The organism is Pandoraea cepalis (assembly GCF_902459665.1).
In the GTDB taxonomy this organism is placed as follows: domain Bacteria; phylum Pseudomonadota; class Gammaproteobacteria; order Burkholderiales; family Burkholderiaceae; genus Pandoraea; species Pandoraea cepalis.
In genome coordinates this window covers 1-23,954 of the sequence record NZ_CABPSL010000002.1, presented here as the reverse complement: position 1 = coordinate 23,954, position 23,954 = coordinate 1, and the positions used below count along the sequence as shown (strand labels likewise).

Sequence of the window (23,954 nt, the reverse complement as noted above, 5' to 3'; positions counted from 1 at the left end):
CATCCCATCCACCTGACGGAGCCACTTCACTCCGCCAGGGGTGTCGTGGCTCAATAACCTTTCAAGGAGGAGCCCATGGCATCACATCGCATCGAAACCTACTGCCAGAGGCTGGCGTTCCCCATCGGGGCGCTTATCTTCAGCAAAGGCATTGACCGCCTGGTCCGCTCGGGTCGCCTCGACCCGATCCCGTACTTCAGGCGCCACACCCGTGGTGACTGGGGCGACGTCAACGTCCAGCAATGGCAGGCCAACAGCACCGCACTTCAATCAGGTGCTTCGCTGGCATCGCACTACGTGATCCACCCGGGGCTGGCCATTCGCATCGTTACCGACGCGGAGCGCCGCGCCACCGTCATCGTTCTGCCGTCCGAGGACTGAGCACGGTTCACCCGCTGGCCATCCAGGCCAGCACCTTCAACCACCTTCGGCCACGCGCCGATTTACTTCCCACCACGGGGCATGCCACTGCCCCGCTGGGGGTGGTGCATGCCCCATTTTCTTTGGAGCATCACCATGTCCCTCGATCTCGAAACCAATGCCGCTGAAGCCGCGCCCGTACAGGGCGAACTGCTCGATGCGGAATCTTCCCCTCTGACCCTGAGCCTTCAGGATTTCGTCGGCGAGTTCGGCGACGAACTGCTCGACGCCCTCAACAGCGCTAATCCGCCGGTCTATACCGGCCAACCGCAGGCACATCGCCAGCTCATCGTCGCCAGCCTCAAGCGCAAGCTGTTCCAGGCCCAGGCCGAAGTCGTCCATGCCGCCGCCGAGCTGCTGATTGACCGTGGCGAACATGCCGCGATCGTCAATGGCGAAATGGGCTGCGGCAAGACGACCGTCGGCATCGCCACGGCCGCCGTGCTCAACGCCGAAGGCTACCGCCGCACCTTGGTTCTTTCGCCGCCGCACCTTGTTTACAAGTGGCGGCGCGAGATCCAGGAGACGGTAGCGGGCGCCAAAGTGTGGGTGCTTAACGGGCCGGATACGCTCGTCAAGCTCATCAAGCTGCGTGAGCAGTTGGGTGTGCAGCCCACGGGTCAGGAGTTCTTCGTCCTGGGCCGCGTGAGGATGCGGATGGGCTTCCACTGGAAGCCTGTCTTCACCCAGCGACGCACCCGCCACGGCGACGTCGCCGCATGCCCGGACTGCGGCACGGTCATCACCGACCTCGACGGCGAGCCGGTCAACCCGGTCGCGCTTGAAGCCGAGGAGTACCGCAGGAAGTGCAGCCATTGCGCCGCGCCCTTGTGGACGCTGATCCGCCCGCGCAGCCTGTCCGGCAGCGATCAGTCCTCGGCCGTCCTCAAAGCCTTGAAGCGCATCCCGACCATCGGGGAAATCACCGCGCAGAAGCTCATGAAGCGCTTCGGTGATGGTTTCCTTGCCTCGATGTTGGGGGACAACGTGCATGAGTTCATCAACCTCATGGACGGCAACGGCGAACTGGTCTTTTCCGACCGTCAGGCCACGCGCATGGAACGCGCGATGGCCAACATGGAGTTCGGCTTCGGCGAGGGCGGCTACCAACCGTCCGAGTTCATCAAGAGGTACCTGCCGCAAGGCACGTTCGACCTGCTCATCGCCGACGAGGCCCATGAGTACAAGAACGGCGGCAGTGCCCAAGGCCAGGCCATGGGCGTGCTGGCGGCGAAGGCTCGCAAGACCTTGCTGCTGACTGGCACGCTGATGGGCGGCTATGGGGACGACCTGTTCTATCTGCTGTTCCGAGCCCTGCCTGGGCGGATGATCGAAGACGGCTACCGCCCGACCACGAGCGGCAGCATGACCTCGGCTGCGATGGCGTTCATGCGCGATCACGGGGTCTTGAAGGACATCTACTCCGAGAGCACCGGCACGGCGCACAAGACGGCCAAGGGCACCAAGGTATCGGTGCGCACGGTCAAGGCTCCGGGCTTCGGCCCCAAGGGCGTCTTGCGCTGCATCCTGCCGTTCACGATCTTCCTCAAGCTCAAGGACATCGGCGGCAACGTCCTGCCGCCGTATGACGAGGAGTTCCGCGAAGTCGCGATGGACACGGCGCAAGCCGCGGCCTACCGCGATCTGGCGGGTCGGCTGACCGCGGAGCTGAAACAGGCTCTGGCGCGACGCGATACGACCTTGCTGGGTGTGGTCCTCAACGTGCTGCTGGCCTGGCCGGATTGCTGCTTCCGGTCGGAGACCGTGGTGCATCCGCGCACGCGCAACACCTTGGCGTTCGTCCCGGCTCAGTTCAACGAGTTCGAGGTGACACCGAAAGAGCGCGAGCTGATCGACATCTGCAAAGAGGAGAAGGCGCAAGGCCGCAAGGTTCTGGCCTACACGGTCTATACCGGCACGCGCGACACCACGTCGCGCCTGAAGGTGCTGCTGGAGCAGGAGGGCTTCAAGGTGGCGGTGCTGCGCGCGAGCGTGGACGCCAGCCGCCGCGAAGACTGGATCGCCGAGCAACTGGACCGTGGCATCGACGTGCTCATCACCAACCCCGAGCTGGTCAAGACGGGGCTGGATCTGTTGGAGTTCCCGACGATCGTGTTCATGCAGTCGGGCTACAACGTGTACTCGCTCCAGCAGGCGGCACGCCGCTCCTGGCGCATCGGGCAGAAGCACCCCGTGCGCGTGATCTATCTCGGCTACGCCGGTTCCTCGCAGATGACATGCCTCGAACTGATGGCCAAGAAGATCATGGTCTCGCAGTCCACCTCGGGCGATGTACCCGAATCGGGGCTGGATGTCCTGAACCAGGATGGTGATTCCGTCGAGGTCGCACTGGCCCGGCAACTGGTCGCCGCCTGATTCCCACGCCACAAGCCGGCCTAGCGCCGCCGGCATTTCTGTTGTTCCCACCTTGCAGCCACGCCCACGTTCTCCGTGGAGGTGGCTGCGCTTTTTTCATCCCAAGGAGATTTCCATGAATACCAACACCCAACCGTCCGAAGCCATCGACACCCAACGGAAGCTGGAAGCCGAGATTGCGGATTTCCTGCGACAGCGCATCGAAGATGGGAACCTCGATGCGGAGGACATCCCTGTGCGCCTGGCACGCTATGGTCTGATGGCCCCCGAGGCGTTCCTCGCCGAAATGCGTGAGCGCATGGGCATCGACGACGAGAAATAAGAGACCCATTTTCACAGGCCCCAACTTGGGGCCTTTCTTTGGTGAAGGCGCTGCCGGCAAATCGGGCGCTGTCTGGTTCGCATTGTTTGCTGCCGCTCGTAGCCCGAGCGGCGATGGTGAGGGCTCGATGTTTCAGGACGCCGAGCTATGTGCCCCTCTCCACCCTGGTTTCACCATCCCGAACGCCGCCTGCTGGCGGGATTTCTCGGCCTGCTTTGGTCGGTGCTGGCCGGTGGCTGCGCGACGACGACTGCGCCGGTCGCGCCCGACACCATCGAGGAAGTCTCGGCCGCGCCCGAACCCGAAGCGCCCGAGTACATCCCGGTCGTGCGCTACGCCCGCTACACGCTGGTCGAACTGGCCCCTACAGCGGCGCAGCGCGACCTGCTGTTGCAGACCATCGACGTGTCGATGCCCGAGGATGCCCGCGCCACGGTCGGCGATGGGCTGCGGCATGTGCTCAAGCGCAGCGGCTACAGCCTGTGCCAAACGGCGCATGCCGTGATCGAGCTGTATAAGCTGCCACTCCCGGCGGCGCACCTGCATCTCGGTCCCATGACCTTGCGCGATGCGCTGCTCACCCTGGCTGGTCCGGCCTGGGAACTGCACGCGGATGACCGCGCACGACAGATTTGCTTCGAGCGGCCCGGCGACAGCGTGGCCGCCGAACCCATGCCCGAACCGACCGCCGCCGATGCGGTGCAGACCTTCCCGCTGATGCCTTCCACTCCAGGAGGCCAGCCATGAACGCTCCGCAATCTTCGCGTCGCCCGACCGCCGCCGTGGTGGTGCAAAGCCTGCTCTGGCTCTGGCTGCTCGGTCTAAGCGTCATCGTGGCCCTCGGCTACCAGGCGATGAGCGACCAGGCCGACCAGGAACGGCTCGATTCCCGTCTGCAACGCCTCGAAGCGCAGGCGGTGGCCCTGGCCGAGGCCATCGAGACCATCCAGCAGCGTCCGGCCGTCGCAACGGCGGCGGACCTCAAAGACACCCGCCAAATCCTGGAAGCACGCGCTTCCCAGGTTGAGAAAACACTAAGCGGCTACGCAGCCGCCGACGACCTTCAGGCGCTGCGCGCGGAGATCGAGCAGATCAAGACGCGCCAGACCGCCGCGCGTGCAGCAGCCCCCGTCCAGCCGCGCACATCGAGCAAGCCCGCAGCCAAGTCTGAACCGCCGCCATTGCCGTTCCGCATCGTCGGCGCCGAACTGCGCGCAGGCCAGCGCAGCGTGTCCGTCGCGCCGAGCAGTGGGGACTTCACGCCCGACCAGCTTCAGGTGCTGCTGCCCGGTGATGCGGTCGGCCCATGGCGCTTGCAGGCAATCGATGGCAGCGCCGCGGTGTTCCAAGCCGGCGACCAGACCCGTCGCGTGGCGATTCCCTGATCGGAGCACACCACATGAAGCCGTCGATCATCCTTTCCGCACTCCTACTGGCTTCAGTCCAGTGGCCCGCGTGGGCGCAGCAGTCAGCCACGGCTCCCGCCCGCAATGCGCAGAGCCAGGAGCGCCCGCTGGCCGCCCGCGTCCTGGACGACCGAGTAGCAAGCAACTGGGGCCTCCAACCCCAGGAATGGGTGCGTTACCGCGAGCTGATGGATGGGCCGCTGGGCATCTACTCGCCCAACCTGGACCCGCTGTCTGCCCTAGGCATCGAGGCACGCACCGACGAAGAACGGCGGCGCTATGCAGAGCTGCAGGTGCAAATCGAGGCACGCCGCGTCGAGAAGTTGCTCGCCTACCAACGCGCCTACGACGAAGCCTGGCAGCGCCTGAACCCCGGCATGCAGCGCGTGAACCTGCCCGACGACGGGCCGGGCGCCGGCACCGCGCGCGGCAGCGGCCGAATGGCGGTGTTCGTCAAGGACGGCTGCGCGGCCTGTGGGCAGCTCGTGCAGCGCCTGCAATCCTCGGGTGCCGAGTTCGACCTGTATATGGTGGGCAGCCGCCAGGACGATGCACGCATCCGCGACTGGGCCAAGCGCGCGCAGATCGACCCGGCGCGCGTGCGCAGCGGCAGCATTACCCTCAACCACGACGGCGGCCGCTGGCTGTCGCTGGGCCTGCCCGGTGACTTGCCCGCGGCTGTGCGCGAGGTGAACGGCCAATGGCAGCGTCAACCGTAGCGACCTCCGTCTCGCAGCTCTTGCGCGCACTGCTGCTTGCTACCGGCCTGTGCGCCTGCGCCGTCCATGCCCAGGAGGTTCCACCACCGGCCTACCAGCTCGCCGCACAGCGGGCGGGCATCCCCTCGACCGTACTCTACGCCGTGGCCTTGCAGGAGAGCGGTGTTCGGCGCAACGGGCGCATCGTCCCGTGGCCGTGGTCCCTCAATGTCGCCGGCCAGTCGCGCCGCTTCGCCACGCGCGCCGACGCCTGCTCGGGCTTGCAACAGGCAATGCGCGCCACGCCCCACACGCGCATCGATGCAGGCCTGGGCCAGATCAACCTCGGTTACCACAAGCACCGCTTCACCAGCGCGTGCGACCTGCTGGACCCTTATCGCAACCTCGCCATCGCCGCTGAGATCCTGAAGGAGCAGCACACGTCCGGCGAAGACTGGCTGTTGGCGATCGGCCGCTACCACCGTCCTGCGGGCGGCGAGCCCGCCGCCCGCTACCGGCGCAGCGTGTCGCGCCATCTCGCGCGTGTGCAGGGCGCACGCCCAAACGCCGCGGTGCTCGCCACGCGCCAGGAGACTTCCCCATGACGAAATCCCATCTGGCCCTGCGGGGCCTGCTTGTGCTGCTGGCGGGTCTGCCGCTGGCATCGCGTGCCGGCGATCCGCTGATCGTGGTCGAAGATCGCGGTGGCACGTCGGCGCTGCCGTACTACGAGGCCCTCAACCTCCAGCCGCGCGCCGATGTCCCGGCCCGGCCGCCCATTCCGACGCCACAGGTTCCCGCCACACCCGCGGACGAGGCAGCGATGCTGCCGGTGCGCAGCGCCAAACTCACGCCTGGCACCGTCGCGCGGCGCGTGATCGAAGCGCCCGGCCTGCGGCCGTTCGTGGTCATCGGCGACGACGACGCCTCCCGGGCCTGGTTGCAGCGCCGCGGCATTGCTTTGCGCGAACGCGGCGCGGTCGGCTTGGTGGTCAATGTCGAGACCGCGCAGGGCCTGGCACGGCTGCGTGCCCTGGTGCCGGGCGTGCCGCTCGCGCCCGTAGCCGGAGACGACCTGGCCGATCGCCTGGGCCTGCGGCACTACCCGGCGCTGATCACGGCCACCGGCATCGAGCAATGAAGCCATGTCGGGGAAACAGCCGATCGAGGTTCTGCTACGCCCAGCGGTGGAGCTATACACCGTCGCAGCGTGTGCAGGCGCCGCGTTTCTGTCCCTGGTGGCCCCGTGGTCGCTCGCGCTGAGCCCTGCCATGGGCGTCGGCAGCGCCCTGGCGTTCGGCGCCTACGGCGCGATCCGCTACCGCGACGCTCGCGTCATCCTGCGTTACAGGCGCAACATCCGCCGCCTGCCGCGCTACGTGATGACAAGCAAGGATGTGCCCGTCAGCCAGCAGCGGCTTTTCATCGGGCGCGGATTCCTGTGGGAGCAGAAGCACACCCATAGGCTCATGCAGACATACCGGCCGGAGTTTCGCCGCTACGCGGAGCCGACACCGGCCTATCGCCTGGCGCGTCGGCTGGAGGAACGGCTGGAATTCGCGCCGTTCCCGCTGTCCCGGCTCTCCGCTCTCACGGGCTGGGACGTTCCTTTCAACCCTGTGCGCCCGCTGCCACCTGTAGGTGGCCTGCCGCGGCTGCATGGCATCGAACCCGACGAGGTGGACGTCAGCCTGCCGCTGGGTGAGCGCGTCGGACATTCGCTGGTGCTGGGCACGACGCGCGTGGGCAAGACGCGGCTGGCCGAGCTGTTTGTGACTCAGGACATCCGTCGCAAGAACGCTGCCGGCGAGCACGAGGTCGTGATCGTTATCGATCCCAAGGGCGACGCGGATCTCCTGAAGCGGATGTACGTCGAAGCCCAGCGCACAGGCCGTGAAGGCGAGTTCTACATCTTCCATCTCGGTTGGCCGGAAATCAGCGCCCGCTACAACGCGGTAGGACGCTTCGGTCGCATCTCGGAAGTCGCCACCCGTATCGCAGGGCAACTCTCCGGTGAAGGCAACAGCGCGGCCTTCCGGGAGTTCGCGTGGCGCTTCGTCAACATCATTGCCCGCGCTTTGGTGGAACTGGGGCAGCGCCCGGACTACATGCTGATCCAGCGGCACGTCATCAACATCGACGCACTGTTTATCGAGTACGCCCAGCACTACTTCGCCAAGACCGAGCCCAAGGCCTGGGAGGTGATCGTCCAGATCGAGGCCAAGCTCAACGAGAAGAACATCCCGCGCAACATGATCGGGCGCGAGAAGCGCGTGGTCGCGCTGGAGCAGTACCTCTCCCAGGCGCGCAACTACGACCCGGTGCTCGACGGCCTGCGCTCGGCAGTTCGGTACGACAAGACCTACTTCGACAAGATCGTCGCATCGTTGCTGCCGCTGCTGGAAAAGCTCACCAGCGGCAAGATCGCCCAACTCCTGGCCCCGAACTACTCCGACCTGACCGACCCGCGCCCGATCTTCGATTGGATGCAAGTCATCAGGAAGCGCGCCATCGTCTATGTGGGACTGGACGCGCTGTCCGACGCCGAGGTTGCCGCAGCGGTCGGCAACTCCATGTTCTCCGACCTGGTTTCGGTCGCGGGTCATATCTACAAGCACGGGATCGACGATGGCCTGCCTGACGCTTCGGCTGGCGCGCGCGTGCCGATCAACGTCCATGCGGATGAATTCAATGAACTCATGGGTGACGAATTCGTGCCGCTTATCAACAAAGGCGGCGGCGCCGGGCTGCAAGTCACCGCGTACACGCAGACCCTCTCGGACATCGAGGCCCGTATCGGCAACCGCGCGAAAGCTGGCCAGGTGATCGGCAACTTCAACAACCTGTTCATGCTGCGCGTGCGCGAGACGGCCACCGCCGAACTGCTGACGCGGCAGTTGCCGAAGGTCGAGGTCTATACCACCACCATCGTCTCAGGGGCGACCGACAGCTCGGACATCCGTGGCGCGACGGATTTCACGTCGAACACCCAGGACCGCATCAGCATGTCCAGCGTGCCGATGATCGAGCCATCGCACGTAGTCGGCCTGCCAAAAGGCCAGTGCTTCGCGCTGCTGCAAGGCGGCCAGCTTTGGAAGGTTCGCATGCCGCTGCCGACACCAGACCCGGATGAAGTGATGCCGGCGGATCTGCAGCAACTGGCCGGATACATGCGCCAGAGCTACAGCGAGGCCACGCAGTGGTGGGATTTCACTAGCTCCCCTGCCTTGCAGGATGCGGCCTTGCCCGATGACCTGCTGGACGATGCTGCTCCAGCCGAGCCTGCTGCGGTGGCCACCGACACCGACCACAGTACCGACGAGGCCGCGCCATGAAGGACGCCGCCTCGACCGCGCAGCGGGAGCAGAACCAGCGCCAGGGTCTGATCGTCGGCACCATCACCTTGCCATTTCGCCTGCTCGGGGTATTGATTGGCTCGCTGCTGTTCTCGATCGTGGTGGAGTGCGTCGGCATGCACCTGTTCTGGAAGGATCAGGGCTGGCGCCATTCCCAGCAGATGTTGCAGTACGAGCTTGGGCACCTGTCCAGCCACTTCACGCGCAGCGTGGTCGTGCAGGAGCCAGGTCGCACGGCGCACGAGTTGGTGGATACAGGCTACGAATGGGTGTTCGTTCGCTCGGGGCTGCTGGCGCGCATGAGCCAGACCGCCGAGCGCGTCCGCGCGCCCAGCCACGAGCAGACGCGCAACTTCCGCTACTACATCAGCCAAGTCTATGTCTGGGCCGAGAGCTACCTCATCGCCGCAGCCTTCACGACGCTGACCTTCCTGGTGCGCCTGCTGGTCCTGGTGCTCACGTTGCCACTGATCTTCACGGCCGCTTTCGTCGGTCTGATTGACGGTCTGGTGCGACGCGACGTGCGCAGGTTCGGCGCGGGCCGCGAATCCGGGTTCATCTACCACCGTGCGAAAGCCAGCCTCATGCCGCTGGCCGTGCTGCCGTGGATCACGTACCTGGCGCTGCCGATCTCGGTGCATCCATTGCTGATCCTGTTGCCGAGCGCCGCCTTGCTGGGACTGGCCGTGAGCCTGACTGCGGGCAGCTTCAAGAAGTACCTCTAGCAGATCAATCCGGTCATCTGCAGGTTCCTATTGTTTGCGGCCTGAAACAGCCCCGATCTCCACGATCGAGCCATTGCTGATCACACAGGAATGGCGCGATGTTGGCTCCGATCTGGCTGCGCGCCGCGCATCGCGGCGTGCCCACTTTTCTCGTGACGGCCCTTGTACTGGGTCAGTCCTCGATGGCGTTGGCCGAGTCCCCGGCGCAGCGTCAGGAGTTGGTCGCAGCGCTGCGCCAGCTCGACGCGCTGGAGCGCACCGTCGCCGACAGCGCTACGCATGCCCCCATCCAGCCGGGCGAGCGCTACCACTTCGATTACCCGAGGCTGCTGGCTGACCTGGCGCGCGTGCGCGCCGGCATCCAGGCCCATCTCACACCGTCGCGCGCCCAGCCGCGCGACGCCTCCGAACTGATCGGCGACTACCGCACGGAGCGGATCGTCCCGCCATCACCGCCGACGACCACGGAGGGCAAGCCATGAACGGCGCCCAGGTCTCGGCATTTCAAGCCAACAGCGGCATCGCGCCTTCAGCGATGGCGACCGTCCTGGTCGGCGTCGTGTTCGCGGTCCTGCTCGTCTGGGGCGTCTGGGCCATGCGAACGGCCTACGTGGGGTGGTCCGAAAGCCGCCTCAACCAGCGCCAGTTCCTCGGCGTCTGCATCCGATTCGTCGCGATGTACCTCGTCCTGACTTTCTTCCTCCTCTCCTGACCTGAAAGGCATGACCATGCAAAACCGCATCCTCACTTCCCGTCTTGCCCAGCGCGCCACCGTGGCCCTGGGCACCGCAGCGCTGCCCGCGCTGTCGTTCGCGCAGGGTCTGCCGCAGTTGGAGAACCCGACCCGCGGCACAGGCAACGGCATCATGGAAACGATCCGCAACTACGGCTACGACATCATCATGCTCGTGGCTCTGCTGGTGGTGGCGTCCATGTTCATCGGCGTGTGCTACCACGCCTACGGGACCTACGCGGAAATCCACACAGGCCGCAAGACGTGGGGCCAGTTCGGCCTCACGGTCGCCATCGGCGCCGTCCTGCTCGTGATCGGCATCTGGCTGCTCACCGAAGCCACCGGCATCCTGTAAGCGAGGCCGGTATGTCCGAGCAGCAGCACGTCCGTGCGGACGGGACGGTCACGTTCCTTCCGCACCGGCTCAATCGACATCCCGTTGTGGTGCGCGGTCTCACCGCCGACGAGCTGTGGATCTGCTGCGGCCTGTCCGGCGCCGCCGGTCTGCTGGTCGGCGCACCGCTGTCGTGGGTGTTCCGCACGATCGCGCTAGCACCCACGTTCGTCGTCCTGGGCGTGGCCTTCGGCGTGTTCATCGGCGGCGGCATTCTTCGCCGCCTCAAGCGCGGGCGTCCCGACACCTGGCTGTATCGGCAACTGCAATGGCGCATTGCCACACGCCATCCGCTGATGGCGGGCTGGGTAGGCGGCCATGTGCTGATCTCGCGCTCCGGCTTCTGGACCACCCGAAGGAGCGCACGATGAGCCGCTTCAAGAACGAGATCACCCACCTGCAGGCGCACATCAAGACGCTTCGCCTGGGTGCTGGCGCCCTGATCATCGTCGCCCTGGTCATGGGTGGCGGCTGGTGGAGCGCTCCCCGCGATCTGACCATCCACGTTCCGCCTGACCTGCGCTCCGGCAGTACCAGGAAGTGGTGGGAAGTGCCGCCCGAATCGGTCTATGCGTTCACGTTCTACGTGTTCCAGACGCTCAACCGCTGGCCGACGAATGGCGAAGAGGACTACGCGCGCAACCTCCACACGCTCTCGCCGTACCTCACCCCATCCTGCCAGGCCTTCCTGCGCGCGGACTACGACTACCGCCGCAGCACGGGCGAGTTGCGCCAGCGCGTGCGCGGCATCTACGAAATCCCCGGCCGCGGCTACGGCGACGACCCCACGGCCCGCGTACGCGTGGTTTCCGACCGCGACTGGGTAGTGACGCTGGACATCACCGCCGACGAGTACTACGGCGCCGAGCAAGTCAAGCGCGCTCTGGTGCGCTATCCCGTGAAGGTCACGCGGGTGGACGTCGATCCTGCCCGCAACCCGTTCGGCCTGGCGCTCGACTGCTATGAGGGCGCGCCCCAGCGCATCAGCACGCCGGAGCCGACGCGCCCGGCGTCTGGTGGCCTGTCTCCGCAAGCGCCCCAAGGAGAAACCCCATGAAGCATCCTGTACTCACGCTGCTGGGGCTGTTGGCCGTGGCCGCGGCTCCTGCTGTCCAGGCGGTGGAGATCCTGCGCTGGGAACGTATGCCGTTGGCGGTGCCGCTGAAGGTCGGCCACGAGCGCATCGTGTTCATCGACCGCAACGTCCGCGTGGGCGTACCTGCGGGCGTCGGCGAGCGCCTACGGGTGCAGAGCGCGGGCGGCGCGGTGTACCTGCGTGCTAGCGAGCCGATCGAGCCCACGCGGCTGCAATTGCAGGACGCCGACACGGGCGCGCTGATCCTGCTGGACATTGCGGCGGAGCCAGCCAAGGACGGCGAAGCCGAGCTGGAACCAGTGCGCATCGTCGAGGGCAACAGCACCCCGGCGCGCTATGGCGATCAGCCCGGCGATGACAACGAAGCTCCGGCGCGCGCCCAGGACCAGGCCGGCGCGCGAGCGGCGCGACGCGAGACCCCGGTGTCGGTTGTCCTGACGCGCTTCGCCGCACAGAACCTCTACGCGCCGCTACGCACCGTGGAGCCGCTGCCGAGCGTCATGCGGGTGAACCTGCGCAGTGGCCTCGACCTCGGCACGCTGATGCCGACGCTGCCCGTGCGCGCGGTCGCGCTCGCGTCATGGCGTCTGGAAGACCAGTGGGTGACCGCCGTGCGCCTGACCAACAGCAGCAGCGGCTGGATCACCCTGGACCCGCGCGTGCTGCAAGGCGATTTCCTCACCGCCACCTTCCAACACGAGGCGCTTGGCCCGCGCGGGACGCCCGAGGACACGACCGTCCTGTACCTGGTGACGCGCGGGCGTGGCCTTGCGCAATCGCTGCTACCAGCGGTCAACCGCTTCGACCCGGCCGTGCATCTCCCGCAACCGGAAGCCGGTTCCCAGGATGGCACCGACCGCAAGGAGGTCCGCCATGCGCAGTAATGGACTCCTGAAGTGGCTGATGATCCCGGTTGCCGTGCTGGTGCTGTTCGTCGCCATCCGGCTGTTCTCGGGAGGCAGCACTTCGGCACCACCGACCGCGGATGCCGGCGCCAAGCTCACGCCAGCGGAAATGAAGGCGCTGGGCATCGAGGGCGATACCCCGCGCGACACCGTGGCGACGCTCGTTGCCCAAGTGAAGCAGTTGCGCACCGAGCTTCAGACCGCGCTCTCGGACAACAAATCCCAGCGCGAAGAAAACCAGCGACTGCGCCAGCGCGAGAACTCCATTGACCAGCGCATCAATTCGGCCCTCGACTCCGAGCGCACCAACCTGCGTCGCGACCAAGAGCAGGCAGCCAGCGCGCGCCAGCAGACCGAAGGACTGCTGGCCGACCTGCAACGGCGCCTGGACAGTATCGGCGGACGTGGCGGCGGCCATGCCGACCTGCCGGTGGGTCTGGGGCTGCGTGACGGCGACGAGGCCGGCATGGAAGGCGGCGTGCGCTGGGTCGAACCCGACGATGCGAGGAAAGCCGAGGGGCGCAACAGCAGTCGTGGCACGGGTAGCGGCATGAGCTTCCCGACGAGCTTCGGCCCCGCGCAGAGCACGTTGGAAACCACGGCCGAAACCGTGGCGAACGCGGGCGCACGCGCCGCAGGCGTGAAGAGCGCCAAGGCGGTCTATACCGTACCGACCAATTCGACACTGATGGGGTCGGTGGCGATGACGGCGCTGATCGGCCGCGTGCCGATCGACGGAACCGTCAACGATCCGTACCCCTTCAAGGTGTTGGTCGGACAGGACAACCTGACCGCCAATGGCATCGACATTCCCGACGTGGCCGGTGCCGTGTTCAGCGGCACCGCATCGGGCGACTGGACGCTCTCGTGCGTGCGCGGCCAGGTACGCAGCATCACCTTCGTCTTCCACGACGGCACGATCCGCACCATCCCCGAAGACCGCGACGGCAACCAGCAAAACAACCAGCAGCAGAACTCTCAAAGTGGAGGCCTGGGCTGGATCAGCGACCCATACGGCATTCCCTGCGTCAGCGGGGAGCGGCGCAGCAACGCCCAGCAGTACCTTGGCTCGCAAGCCCTGATTACCGCCGCCGGTGCCGGCGTCGCCTCGCTGATCGACAGCGACAGCGGCCAGATGTCCTACGTCGGCGCCGACGGCTCCATCGGCAGCGTCGGTATCTCGGGCAATGAAGCCGTGGGCCGCATCCTGGCCGGTGGCGTGCGCGACATGGCCGACTGGGTGAACAAGCTGTACGGCCAGGCGTTCGCCGCTGTCTATGTCCAGCCCGGCGCGAAGGTCGCCGTCCACCTCGAAAAGCCGCTCGCCATCGACTTCGATCCCGAAGGCCGCAAGGTCGATCACCGCGCAGGAGAAAGCCATGCTCTCGAACTTGAATAAGGCCCTGGCGCTGGCCCTCGCCGTCGCGGTGCTCGGCGGCTGTGCCACCAGCAAGGAAAAGCTGCTCCCCCACGGCGACAGCACGATGATGGACATCTGGCAGCAGAACGCCGGTGACGGGGGTGGTGGCGCCGGCCAGGTGGCGCGCAGGCAATTGCTCGATGCACGCCAGAGCCTGCGCCGGCCGCTGACCGAGGCCGACGTGGAGGCCGCGCCCACCGAGCAGATGCGCTACACGCGCACGGCGCGCAACGAGGTCTATCGCCAGTTCCACCGCCTGCCGAACCCCGATCTTGTCATGTATGTGTACCCGCACCTGGCGGGCACCGATCCCGTGCCGGTTCCGGGCTACACGACGGTCTTTCCCCTGTACCAGCGAGTGCAGTACGCCATGCCGGGCGAGCGCGTGGAGGACTACTGATGCGCTGGAAACTCCCCTGGCCGAAGCTGGCTGCATCCGATGGTGGCAATGACGAGCAGCCGGACGGCTGGCAGCGCCACGTCGAGGCGTTGCGCCAGGCCGGCATTGCCGAACCCGGAGCGACGGTCCAGGGCCGCAGGCCGGCGACCGTGGCGGACGAGCAGGCGATGTACGACGTTGCGCAGTCATTCGCGGAGCTGCTGCCGTGGGTGGAGTTCCTGCCGCCGTCGAAGTCCATGCTGCTGGAGGACGGGCAATCGGTCGCGGCCTTCTACGAACTGGTCCCGCTAGGCACCGAAGGTCGGGAGCCGGGCTGGCTCGCTCATGCCCGCGATGCGCTCGAAAACGCGCTCCAGGACTCGTTCGATGAGCTGGATGAGAACCCGTGGGTGCTCCAGCTCTATGCACAGGACGAGCCCAGCTTCGACCAGTACATGCAGACGCTACGCGACTACGTGCAGCCGCGCGCCCGCAGCACGGCCTTCACCGAGTTCTACCTCCGCTTCTTTGGCCACCACCTGCGCGCGGTGGCCAAGCCCGGCGGACTGTTCGAGGATACGGTGGTCACGCGGTTGCGCTGGCGCGGCCAGACGCGGCGCGTGCGCATGGTGGTCTATCGCCGGGCCGCCGGGCAGGCGAACCGCCGCGGCCAGACACCCGAGCAAATGCTGAACATCGTCTGCGATCGCCTCTGCGGCGGCTTGGCGAACGCCGGCATCCAGGCCCGGCGCATGGTCGCGGCCGATGTTCACGACTGGCTGCTGCGTTGGTTCAACCCACGCCCCACGATGCTCGGGCCCGGCGCAGAGGAGCGAGAGCGCTTCTATGCGCTGGCCCGCTATCCCGACGAGGTGGAGGAAGGTGAAATCGAGCTGGCGAGTGGTCGGGACTTCAGTCAACGGCTATTCTTCGGTCAGCCTCGCTCCGATGCCGAGCACGGCACCTGGTACTTCGACGGTATGCCGCATCGCGTACTGGTCACCGACCGGCTACGCATGCCGCCCGGTACGGGGCACCTGACCGGCGAAACCCGCAAGGGGGACGCTATCAACACGCTTTTCGATCAGATGCCCGAAGACACTACGATGTGTCTGACCATGGTGGCGACGCCCCAGGACATCCTCGAATCGCACCTGAATCACCTGGCGAAGAAGGCTGTCGGCGAAACACTGGCATCGGAACAAACGCTCAAGGATGTGCAGGAGGCACGCTCGCTCATCGGCAGCGCGCACAAGCTCTACCGCGGCACGCTGGCCTTCTATCTGCGCGGACGCGATGAAGCCGAACTTGACAGGCGCGGTCTGGACCTCGCCAACGTGATGCTCAACGCGGGGTTGCAGCCTGTGCGCGAGGACGATGAAGTCGCGCCGCTCAACAGCTACCTGCGCTGGCTACCGTGCTGCTACAACCCTGCGCAAGATCGACGGAACTGGTTCACCCAACTGATGTTCGCCCAGCATGTGGCGAATCTCTCGCCGGCGTGGGGTCGCAGCCAGGGTACGGGTCATCCGGGCAACACGTTCTTCAACCGCGGCGGCGGGCCGATCACGTTTGATCCACTGAACCGCTTGGACAGGCAGATGAACGCCCATCTGTTCCTGTTCGGCCCCACCGGCTCGGGCAAGAGCGCAACGCTCAACAACCTCTTGAACCAGGTCACGGCCATCTACCGGCCGCGGCTGTTCATCGTGGAGGCCGGCAACAGCTTCGGCTTGTTCAGCGACTTCGCAAAGCGCCTGGGTCTGACCGTGAACCGGGTCAAGCTGGCTCCTGGCTCGGGCATCAGCCTAGCGCCGTTCGCCGACGCTCGCCGGCTGATCGAAACGCCCGGCAACGTGCAGACGCTGGATGCCGATGCACTGGATGAAGAATTGCCAGCCGATTCCTCGGTCATGGAGGAGGACGAGCAGCGCGACGTGCTGGGTGAACTGGAGATCACGGCACGGCTGATGATCACAGGCGGCGAGGACAAGGAAGAAGCCCGGATGACGCGGGCCGATCGCTCGCTGATCCGCCAGTGCATCCTCGATGCCGCCGAGCACTGCGTGGCCGAGAAACGCACGGTGCTCACGCGCGACGTGCGCAACGCGCTGCGCACGCGCGGCCAGGACCCGACGCTGCCCGAGATGCGGCGCGTGCGGCTGCTGGAGATGGCGGACGCGATGGACATGTTCTGCCAAGGCACGGACGGCGAGATGTTCGATCGCGATGGCACGCCGTGGCCCGAGGCCGACATCACGCTGGTGGATCTCGCGACCTATGCCCGGGAGGGCTACAACGCGCAGCTCTCCATCGCCTACATCAGCCTGATCAGCACGGTGAACAACATCGCCGAGCGCGACCAGTACCTGGGCCGTCCGATCATCAATGTGACCGACGAAGGCCACATCATCACGAAGAACCCGCTGCTTGCGCCCTACGTTGTAAAAATTACAAAAATGTGGCGCAAGCTAGGGGCCTGGTTCTGGCTGGCTACACAAAATATCGACGATCTGCCGCGTGCCGCGGAGCCCATGCTCAACATGATTGAGTGGTGGATCTGCCTGTCGATGCCGCCCGATGAGGTCGAGAAGATTGCACGCTTCCGCGAACTCTCGCCCGCGCAGAAAGCGCTGATGCTCTCGGCGCGCAAAGAAGCGGGCAAGTTCACCGAGGGCGTCATCCTTTCCAAGAGCATGGAAGTGCTGTTCCGCGCCGTGCCGCCCAGCCTGTACTTGGCGTTGGCGCAGACCGAACCCGAAGAGAAGGCCGAGCGCTACCAGCTCATGCAGCACTACGGCTGCACCGAACTGGAAGCGGCCTTCAAGGTGGCCGAGAAGATCGACCAGGCGCGCGGCATCGAGTCGCCGGCCTTGGAACTGTCGTAAGACGGAGAACGCCATGGAACAGAAACGTCCTTCCATTCCGATGCAGGTCCAGGCGTTCCGCCGCCGCAACGGGCGACCCCGCTGGCCTTGGGCATTGGCTGCTGTGCTGGTCGCGCTGCTGCTGATCTGGCTTGTGTCGAGGTCGCCCGGCGAATCCCCGCCGCAGCCGCCCACGCCGGTCAGCATGGCACCGGTGGCCGGGCCGCCCTGGCTAATGGGCAACCCCAAAGGCCGTTTCACGCTGACGCTCTATGCCGACCTGGAGTGCCCGTTCTGCCGGGAATATTTCCCGCAGCTCAAGCGGTGGATCGGCAACAACACCGACGTGGCGCTGCAATGGCACCACCAGCCGCTGGCCGAGCACGAGCCGGCCGCGTCAGCCGAGGCACGCCTAGTGGAATGCGCTGCCGAAGCAGGTGGGCATGTCGCGTTCTGGCAGGCGATCGAATGGGTCTATGCCCACACGCGCAGCGACGGCCAGGGCTTGCCCGATGGCTTGCGCTACCCCGAATCGACGCCAGCCGTCGAGCAGTGCATGGCAAGCGAAAGGCCCAGTGCGGCTATCCGCGCCCAGGCTGCGGAAGCCACCAAGAGCGGCGTAACCGCCACGCCGTCGCTGCGCCTGCTCGATCGCCAAACGGGCCAGGCCATCCTGCTGCAGGGGCCGATCGAGGGCGATGCCTTGCTGTCAGCCATGGACATGCTGGCGGCTGACGGTCCGACCAGCACACCCACATCCGAAATGCCTGCCGACGTCGTCGGCGACATGCCCAGGTAGCCCCGGTCTTCAAGGCTACGGCGCAGTCCTCTGCGCTGACCGCGACTCGTTCGCCTTGCATCCTGGCCGCGAACGGTCACCCCAATCGCGGTGATGGATGCATCTTTTCATTCTCATCCCCAGGAGGGCTTGCCCTCGGGGGCGCGCGCCCTCCGATCTCACCGTCTGGAGGTTCGCCATGTCTTTCGCCATCAATGACTCCTGTGTGGAGTCGCTTTCCGCCGTAGCTGCCCAACACGAAGACTGGATCATCCAGCAGGCCATCGTGCTGCTGGAAAAACGGATCTTCAAAGCTGGACCATGCCTCAGCCGGCCGGCCGCCGTGCGGGACTATCTGCGCGTGAAACTGGTCGCTGAACCCAACGAGATATTTGCCGCTGTGTTCCTGGATAGCATGCACCAGGTGCTGGCCTACGAGCCATTGTTCAGGGGCACGATCAACTCGACTTCTGTTTATCCACGTGTCGTCGTACAGCGTGTGCTGGAGTTGAACGCCGCCGCGGTGATCTTCGCGCACCAGCACCCCTCGGGCATCTCCGAGCCGTCGAGCGCGGATCGTGTGCTGACCCAGCAACTGCAGGCCGCGCTGGCGCTCATCGATGTACGGGTACTGGATCACATCATCGTAGGCCAAGGTTCCCCGTTCTCCTTTGCGGAGTCAGGCCTGCTGTAACGGTCGCATTGCTTCATTGATCCTCGCGGAGGCTTCGGCCTCCGTTTTTTTATTTCACGATGACTCCAGCACCGAATTTCGCTGGACTACGCCGCAGCCCGATACAGCAGGTTTATCAAGGGCTTAGGCGAGTTCAACATATGACGGTGCTTTCTGAAACCTGACCCGGCTTCCGTCCGCTTGGCCCCCATGTGGCTCTTGGAAACGGGTCTTTCCGAGGAGTCATCATGGCTAAGATCAAGCTCACCAAGACCGCCGTTGATGCGGCGCAACCCCAGGCGCAGGCCGTCGAACTACGGGATACCGTGGTGCCCGGCTTCTTGTGCAAGATTACCCCAGCGGGCCGCAAGGTGTTCATGCTCCAGTATCGGACGAACACCGGGGAGCGCCGCAAGCCCGCCCTGGGCTTGTTCGGGGAACTGACCGTAGAGCAGGCCCGCGTCATGGCGCAGGACTGGCTGGCCGAGGTTCGCCGGGGCGGCGACCCTGGCGGTGCCAAGGCCGAGGCACGCAAAGCGCCGACGGTCGAAGCGTTGTGCAAGAAGTTCATGGAGGACTACTCCAAGAAGCGCAACAAGGTCAGCACGCAGGAAGGCTATCAGGCGGTCATCGACCGCAATATCGTCCCGCTGCTGGGCCGCAAGAAGGTGCAGGACGTGAAGCGGCCCGACATTGCCGGGCTGATGGAGAAGCTGGCCTACAAGCCGGCCGACGCGAATCACACCTTCGGCGTGCTGCGCAAGATGTTCAACATGGCCGAAGTGTGGGGCTTCCGCCCGGATGGCACCAATCCCTGCCGACACGTCCCCATGTTCCCGGCTGGCAAGGCTACCCGCCTCATCAATGACGAGGAAATGGCGCGCATCTTCCGCCATTTGGAACATCTGGAGGCCGAGGGACTGGAGAACTACGTCATCCCTCTGGCGATCCGGCTGCAATTCGAGTTCGCCGGTCGCCGCTCCGAAATCTGCGCGCTCGAATGGAGCTGGATCGACTTGGAAAACCGGCGCGTGGTGTGGCCCGACAGCAAGACCGGCGGCATGTCCAAGCCTTTGAGCGAAGAAGCCCACCGGCTGCTTTCGACCGCACCCCGCCAGGAAGATTGCCCCTACGTTCTGCCGTCGCCCAACGACCCGGCCAAGCACCTGACCTATGGCGAGCACTACGGCGGCTGGACTCGGGCGCTCAAGGCGGCTGGCGTGCCGCACGTCGGCACGCACGGTATCCGCCACCGCTCCGCGACCGATATTGCCAATTCGGGTATCCCGGTCAAGGTCGGCATGGTGCTGACGGCGCACAAGACCGTGGCGATGTTCATGCGCTATGTCCATACCGAGGACAAGCCGGTTCGGGAAGCCGCCGAACTGGTGGCGAGCCGGCGCAAGACGATCACCGGCACCAAACGCCCCCCTGCTGCGGAGGCGACGGCATGACCAGGCGCAAGGCATCCATCGCGTCGCCCGCAGCGCCTTCGGCGCTGCTGGGCGACATTCGGATACTGATCGAAGCGGCGCGCAAGCGCGCCGCTTCGGCGGTGAATAGCGAGCTGTCGATGCTCTACTGGCGCATCGGCCAGCGAATCCATACGCAGGTCTTGGAAGGTCGGCGGGCCGACTACGGCGAGGAAGTCGTATCCACCCTGGCGGCGCAATTGGTGAAGGAGTACGGCGGCAGCTTTTCGGTCAAGAATCTGCGCCGGATGGTGCAGTTCGCCGCCGCATACCCGGACGAGCGAATTGTCGTATCACTGATACGACAATTGAGCTGGACGCACTTCATCGCCTTGATTCCGCTGAAAGACCCGCTCCAGCGGGACTACTACGCGCAGATGGCGAGCGCCGAACGCTGGAGCGTGCGGACGCTGCGCGAGCGCATCGACTCGATGCTGTACGAGCGCACGGCGCTGTCCCAAAAGCCGGAGGAAACCATCGCGCAGGAGCTGGCGACCCTGCGCGATGTGCAGCGCATGACCCCGGCGCTGGTCATGCGCGATCCGTACATCCTCGATTTCCTGGGGCTGCGGGATAGTTGGCAGGAAGGCGACTTGGAAGCCGCGATCATCCGCGAAATGGAAGCCTTCCTGCTGGAGCTGGGCGCGGGATTTTCCTTCGTTGCCCGGCAGAAGCGCATCCTGATCGACGACGAGGATTTTCACCTAGACCTGCTTTTCTACAACCGCAAGCTGCGGCGGCTGGTGGCGGTGGAGCTGAAAATCGGCGAATTCAAGGCGGCCTACAAAGGGCAAATGGAGCTTTACTTGCGCTGGCTGGACAAGCACGAGCGGGAGCCGGAAGAAGCCTCGCCGCTGGGGATCATCCTTTGCACCGGCAAGAAGCGCGAGCAGATCGAGTTGCTGGAGCTGGACAAGTCGGGCATCCACGTTGCCGAGTACCTGACCACCTTGCCGCCGCGTGCAGTCTTGGGGGAACGGTTGCAGCAGGCGGCTCGTCGAGCGGAATCGCAGATCAAACGAGGGAAAGCATAGAACCTGAAAATCCGCTCAAGATTTTTTCGAGAGAGTTTAAATCCTCATCCGACAAACTCTGTGGTGCGACTACTCTTGTTCTGGCCGCCATGTAGAGAGTGCCGTCTCGTGTCCAAATCGGAGCCTGCCCAATTAGGCAGACTCCAAGCGAAGCCTCGGAAAAGCGTTCGGCTAACTGCTCTATTTTTGATGCGTTTCTTGCCACGAATGCCTCAAGGCTTTCGTGAATTGCCCACTGGGCTGCTTCGACATTGGGAAGCTCCATCTTGGGAATGCCGCCGAGACAACTGGACACATCCAAGAAGACCAAGCCATAGACCCGTTGAGACATCCCTTCGGCTTGGGCGGTAATTTGCTTGCCCGCCTTCTTGAAGTTTTCCTCAAACTTCTTCTCGGAAGACAGTCGCTTGCACTCGCCGAACACAAGGAACTCGTCGTTCTCGGCGACAACATCCGTGACCTTGTTGAAGTCGATCTTGTAGCCGGACAACGACATTCTTGCCGCAATCAGCAGCTCGAACAAATAGTCTCTTGATGATCCTGCCGAACTAGCATCAGGATGATCTTGCCCGTCTGCGACCTTGCTTAGTCTATCGACAAAGCCTTGGCTAGCTTCGTCTCGAAATGCCCGGTGAATCAGAACAATGTTCAAGCACTCGATATACGAATTGGTCAGCTTTTCAAACTTGGCCCGGCCGTCAGTGGAAGTAGGATCGTCGCACGAGAAAAACTGATCTATGTCTTTCTCGTATCTTGAGTACCGTGAGTTTAGTGCGTTAAGCCCCTTTCCCTTGAGCCATTCAAGAACGCGCGACATTTCCTTGAGGATTAGTTCACCCGCAAATTCTTTTTTGTTGGGGGAGTAGTCTGAATCATCAGGGGCAGGAACAATGCCAGGAGAACCGGGCATCAGCGTATGAAGCGTTGCAAATGCCACACTTGCGATTGCCTCTGCCACCTCATCGCGTTGACTTCCCATCAAGGCGCGTACTGCGTCGATTCTGGCCTGAATGGACGGATGGCTTTGGGACGCACCCCACTTATCGCGGGCCATCAAGGTCATCGAAAATAGCGCGAAATAGATTCCGAGCTCTCTCTTTCTGCGAACAAGGTTCGGGCTTGCATTTTCCCGTTGGGCATAAGCATCAAGCTGGTCAAGCAGGAATTTCGTGGCGAAGGCGTCGCATGACAGCTCCTCGTTCCTGCGCTGGGTTGGGTCTGCCTCATCGGGGTCAGCCGCATCTCCATCCTGCTGATGCTTCAGATGCCGAACCTCGTGCAGAAGCGCCCAACCAACGCCCAACGTTGCAAGCTCCCCCGGTGCGCGAAGTTGTGGGTTGTCGTCGTAGTGGCCCGGCTCGGGAACATCTTTGGGCAGCGCTTCCAGCTCTGGGGCATCGCTTTCCAAGACGCGCTCAAACGCATCAATCAGCTCCATCAGGCGCTTGAGGTCAAGTGGCTCTAGTTCAGGCGTTTCCGCTACAACGCGATACGCTTCCCAAGCTGCAAAGCCTGCGATCCAGAATGCACGCACTACGCGATGGTTAAATCGGACGAAACGATACATTCCCGCTTCCATGACCAATCGCTCACCGTCATGCGTATCGGCAGTCAGTTGAAAACGAGGCTCAAGCAAGCTCCATAAGGAGGCCAACTCGCTTTCGCGTTCCGGCGCAGAACCTAGCAAGACGTTCCGAACTGCGGTTTTTACTTGTTCATCCTCGCGCGGAGGCAAGGTTGAGTCCATTGTGTTGCCGCTCACTTTAGTTGTTCTTCGAGATGCGCCGCCATGTCCTCGAACCCACTGACTACCGTGCAGTCCGAAAACCTGTTCAGCCCGATTCTTTTATCGGACAGAAGATTAGCGAGTTTTCTGTCCGTATAAAGAGCATCCGCCACAGGAAGTGCGGATGCCGCCACCATGAAGTCGCTTGGATCTCCGTTCTGGTATCGGCGTTGCGGATCGAATCGCATCAACCCATACAGTGAACTCAATACCCTCAGTGTTGGCATTGCTCGTGAGGCTGGCGTCTCATGCCAGTGGTATTGCGCCTCAAGTGCGTATCGCTTAATTTCTGGTTGGGAAAGGGTTGTCCCTTCCTCTCTGAACCATGCTGCGATGCAGCCCGTCAATTCAACAAATATGCCGGTGTTGAGGTTCGTTATTTCCGACTGATGCTCGACCTTTCCGTCGTTGATGTCTGTAATGCCGCGCGAGTTATCCCACTTCGCCCCAGGAAATGTACCGGCAACTTCCAACTGGAAGGAAAATGGCAATTCTGACAAGGCATCAAAGAATGCCTTGTTGAAAGTTTCTTTATCCACATGCGATTCGAGAAACCCGAGCGTAGAAATCGTCGGTATTCCCATTAGCTCGATGGGGCTACACAAGAAATCTTCTAACCCTTCCGGCTCGTCCAGCTTACCCATGCGCAGCTTGCGCAACTCAGAACCAACGCGATCGGAAAAAGGGGTGATGCAGAGGTAATGCCCCCATTTTCCACGGCCGCGAGAAGTAGAAACTAAGCGGCCATGGCCAGCCGCTGCTTCGGGGTAAAGCCGCCCAATGCCATATTTGGGCGCTCGTGATTGTAAGTCCACATCCAGTCGGCCGCTGCCTGCCGAACCTGCTCCAGGTCTTCCCACAGATATTGCGAGAGCCATTCGTATCGCGCGGTCCGATTGAACCGTTCGATGTACGCGTTCTGTTGCGGCTTGCCCGGCTCAATGTATTCCAGCCGTATACCTAGCTTCTGCGTCCAAGTCACGATGGCTGTGCTCAGGTATTCTGGGCCGTTGTCACAACGAATTACCTTCGGCTTGCCACGCCATTCCATGTGCTGCTCCAGCGTGCGAATCACCCGCTCGGACGGCAGCGAGAAATCCACCTCAATGCCCAG

Annotated in this window: 26 protein-coding genes; 23 read left to right on the top strand and 3 right to left on the bottom strand. The window is 64.1% G+C overall.

From position 1 onward, the window contains the following. Positions 1-75 precede the first annotated feature (75 nt). From PCE31106_RS04500 to PCE31106_RS04390, 23 genes are all read left to right on the top strand, one after another. Entirely contained in the window at positions 76-381 is a 306-nt protein-coding gene (locus tag PCE31106_RS04500) for a hypothetical protein (RefSeq protein ID WP_009459685.1), read from the top strand. A 135-nt stretch (positions 382-516) separates the two neighbouring features. Further along, complete coding sequence (locus PCE31106_RS04495) at positions 517-2,796, top strand: helicase-related protein (protein WP_033972367.1); 2,280 nt, start codon at positions 517-519, stop codon at positions 2,794-2,796. A 115-nt stretch (positions 2,797-2,911) separates the two neighbouring features. Beyond that, positions 2,912-3,118 carry a hypothetical protein gene (locus tag PCE31106_RS04490; protein ID WP_009459683.1) on the top strand — a complete coding sequence of 69 codons (207 nt, stop codon included), beginning with the start codon at positions 2,912-2,914 and terminating at the stop codon, positions 3,116-3,118. Positions 3,119-3,265: 147 nt separating this feature from the next. Then, the gene (pilL2, locus tag PCE31106_RS04485; RefSeq protein WP_029886381.1) at positions 3,266-3,865 is read left to right on the top strand and encodes a PFGI-1 class ICE element type IV pilus protein PilL2; all 600 of its coding nucleotides are present in this window, start codon (positions 3,266-3,268) and stop codon (positions 3,863-3,865) included. Beyond that, positions 3,862-4,503: a hypothetical protein gene (locus tag PCE31106_RS04480; RefSeq protein WP_029886382.1), complete on the top strand. Its 642-nt coding sequence runs from the start codon at positions 3,862-3,864 to the stop codon at positions 4,501-4,503. The genes pilL2 and PCE31106_RS04480 overlap by 4 nt, the downstream gene beginning before the upstream one ends. A 14-nt stretch (positions 4,504-4,517) precedes the next feature. Then, complete coding sequence (locus tag PCE31106_RS04475) at positions 4,518-5,243, top strand: TIGR03759 family integrating conjugative element protein (protein ID WP_009459680.1); 726 nt, start codon at positions 4,518-4,520, stop codon at positions 5,241-5,243. Further along, complete coding sequence (locus tag PCE31106_RS04470) at positions 5,225-5,827, top strand: transglycosylase SLT domain-containing protein (protein WP_029886383.1); 603 nt, start codon at positions 5,225-5,227, stop codon at positions 5,825-5,827. The genes PCE31106_RS04475 and PCE31106_RS04470 overlap by 19 nt, the downstream gene beginning before the upstream one ends. Continuing rightward, positions 5,824-6,363: an integrating conjugative element protein gene (locus PCE31106_RS04465; protein WP_029886384.1), complete on the top strand. Its 540-nt coding sequence runs from the start codon at positions 5,824-5,826 to the stop codon at positions 6,361-6,363. The genes PCE31106_RS04470 and PCE31106_RS04465 overlap by 4 nt, the downstream gene beginning before the upstream one ends. A 4-nt stretch (positions 6,364-6,367) precedes the next feature. After that, positions 6,368-8,557, top strand: coding sequence for a type IV conjugative transfer system coupling protein TraD (traD, locus tag PCE31106_RS04460; protein ID WP_033972370.1), 2,190 nt, complete (start codon positions 6,368-6,370; stop codon positions 8,555-8,557). Then, positions 8,554-9,303 carry a TIGR03747 family integrating conjugative element membrane protein gene (locus PCE31106_RS04455; protein WP_033972371.1) on the top strand — a complete coding sequence of 250 codons (750 nt, stop codon included), beginning with the start codon at positions 8,554-8,556 and terminating at the stop codon, positions 9,301-9,303. Before traD ends, PCE31106_RS04455 begins: the two co-directional genes overlap by 4 nt. A gap of 98 nt (positions 9,304-9,401) precedes the next feature. Then, complete coding sequence (locus PCE31106_RS04450; RefSeq protein ID WP_033972373.1) at positions 9,402-9,785, top strand: integrative conjugative element protein, RAQPRD family; 384 nt, start codon at positions 9,402-9,404, stop codon at positions 9,783-9,785. Next, positions 9,782-10,015, top strand: a complete 234-nt coding sequence (locus PCE31106_RS04445) for a TIGR03758 family integrating conjugative element protein (RefSeq protein WP_009459672.1) — start codon at positions 9,782-9,784, stop codon at positions 10,013-10,015. The genes PCE31106_RS04450 and PCE31106_RS04445 overlap by 4 nt, the downstream gene beginning before the upstream one ends. Before the next feature lie 16 nt (positions 10,016-10,031). Further along, a complete protein-coding gene (locus tag PCE31106_RS04440; protein WP_024308620.1) occupies positions 10,032-10,391 on the top strand; it encodes a TIGR03745 family integrating conjugative element membrane protein in 360 nt (119 codons plus the stop codon). Between the two features lie 11 nt (positions 10,392-10,402). Further along, a complete protein-coding gene (locus PCE31106_RS04435; protein WP_009459668.1) occupies positions 10,403-10,801 on the top strand; it encodes a TIGR03750 family conjugal transfer protein in 399 nt (132 codons plus the stop codon). Continuing rightward, a complete protein-coding gene (locus PCE31106_RS04430; RefSeq protein ID WP_009459666.1) occupies positions 10,798-11,487 on the top strand; it encodes a PFL_4703 family integrating conjugative element protein in 690 nt (229 codons plus the stop codon). The genes PCE31106_RS04435 and PCE31106_RS04430 overlap by 4 nt, the downstream gene beginning before the upstream one ends. Further along, complete coding sequence (locus PCE31106_RS04425) at positions 11,484-12,410, top strand: TIGR03749 family integrating conjugative element protein (protein WP_033972374.1); 927 nt, start codon at positions 11,484-11,486, stop codon at positions 12,408-12,410. Before PCE31106_RS04430 ends, PCE31106_RS04425 begins: the two co-directional genes overlap by 4 nt. Next, a complete protein-coding gene (locus PCE31106_RS04420; protein ID WP_023464783.1) occupies positions 12,400-13,830 on the top strand; it encodes a TIGR03752 family integrating conjugative element protein in 1,431 nt (476 codons plus the stop codon). The genes PCE31106_RS04425 and PCE31106_RS04420 overlap by 11 nt, the downstream gene beginning before the upstream one ends. After that, a complete protein-coding gene (locus PCE31106_RS04415; RefSeq protein WP_029885961.1) occupies positions 13,811-14,251 on the top strand; it encodes a TIGR03751 family conjugal transfer lipoprotein in 441 nt (146 codons plus the stop codon). The genes PCE31106_RS04420 and PCE31106_RS04415 overlap by 20 nt, the downstream gene beginning before the upstream one ends. Next, a complete protein-coding gene (locus PCE31106_RS04410) occupies positions 14,251-17,118 on the top strand; it encodes a conjugative transfer ATPase (RefSeq protein ID WP_029885962.1) in 2,868 nt (955 codons plus the stop codon). The genes PCE31106_RS04415 and PCE31106_RS04410 overlap by 1 nt, the downstream gene beginning before the upstream one ends. Positions 17,119-17,131: 13 nt before the next feature. Continuing rightward, entirely contained in the window at positions 17,132-17,896 is a 765-nt protein-coding gene (locus tag PCE31106_RS04405) for a DsbA family protein (RefSeq protein WP_029885963.1), read from the top strand. Between the two features lie 178 nt (positions 17,897-18,074). Continuing rightward, positions 18,075-18,569, top strand: coding sequence for a RadC family protein (gene radC, locus PCE31106_RS04400; protein WP_024007868.1), 495 nt, complete (start codon positions 18,075-18,077; stop codon positions 18,567-18,569). A 227-nt stretch (positions 18,570-18,796) separates the two neighbouring features. Then, positions 18,797-20,002, top strand: a complete 1,206-nt coding sequence (locus tag PCE31106_RS04395) for a tyrosine-type recombinase/integrase (protein ID WP_024087546.1) — start codon at positions 18,797-18,799, stop codon at positions 20,000-20,002. Next, a complete protein-coding gene (locus PCE31106_RS04390; protein ID WP_024087545.1) occupies positions 19,999-21,054 on the top strand; it encodes a PDDEXK nuclease domain-containing protein in 1,056 nt (351 codons plus the stop codon). Before PCE31106_RS04395 ends, PCE31106_RS04390 begins: the two co-directional genes overlap by 4 nt. On the opposite strand, the gene PCE31106_RS04385 is transcribed toward PCE31106_RS04390, so the two are convergent. From PCE31106_RS04385 to PCE31106_RS04375, 3 genes are all read right to left on the bottom strand, one after another. Then, on the bottom strand, positions 21,035-22,816 hold the full coding sequence (locus PCE31106_RS04385; protein WP_079383137.1) for a phage exclusion protein Lit family protein: 1,782 nt from the start codon (positions 22,814-22,816) through the stop codon (positions 21,035-21,037). The two genes, PCE31106_RS04390 and PCE31106_RS04385, sit on opposite strands and share 20 nt — an antisense overlap. Then, the gene (locus PCE31106_RS04380; protein WP_044040002.1) at positions 22,813-23,484 is read right to left on the bottom strand and encodes a hypothetical protein; all 672 of its coding nucleotides are present in this window, start codon (positions 23,482-23,484) and stop codon (positions 22,813-22,815) included. The genes PCE31106_RS04385 and PCE31106_RS04380 overlap by 4 nt, the downstream gene beginning before the upstream one ends. A 92-nt stretch (positions 23,485-23,576) precedes the next feature. Further along, positions 23,577-23,954, bottom strand: a 378-nt coding sequence (locus tag PCE31106_RS04375; RefSeq protein ID WP_174974959.1) for an integrase core domain-containing protein, incomplete at its 5' end; no start/stop codon positions are given.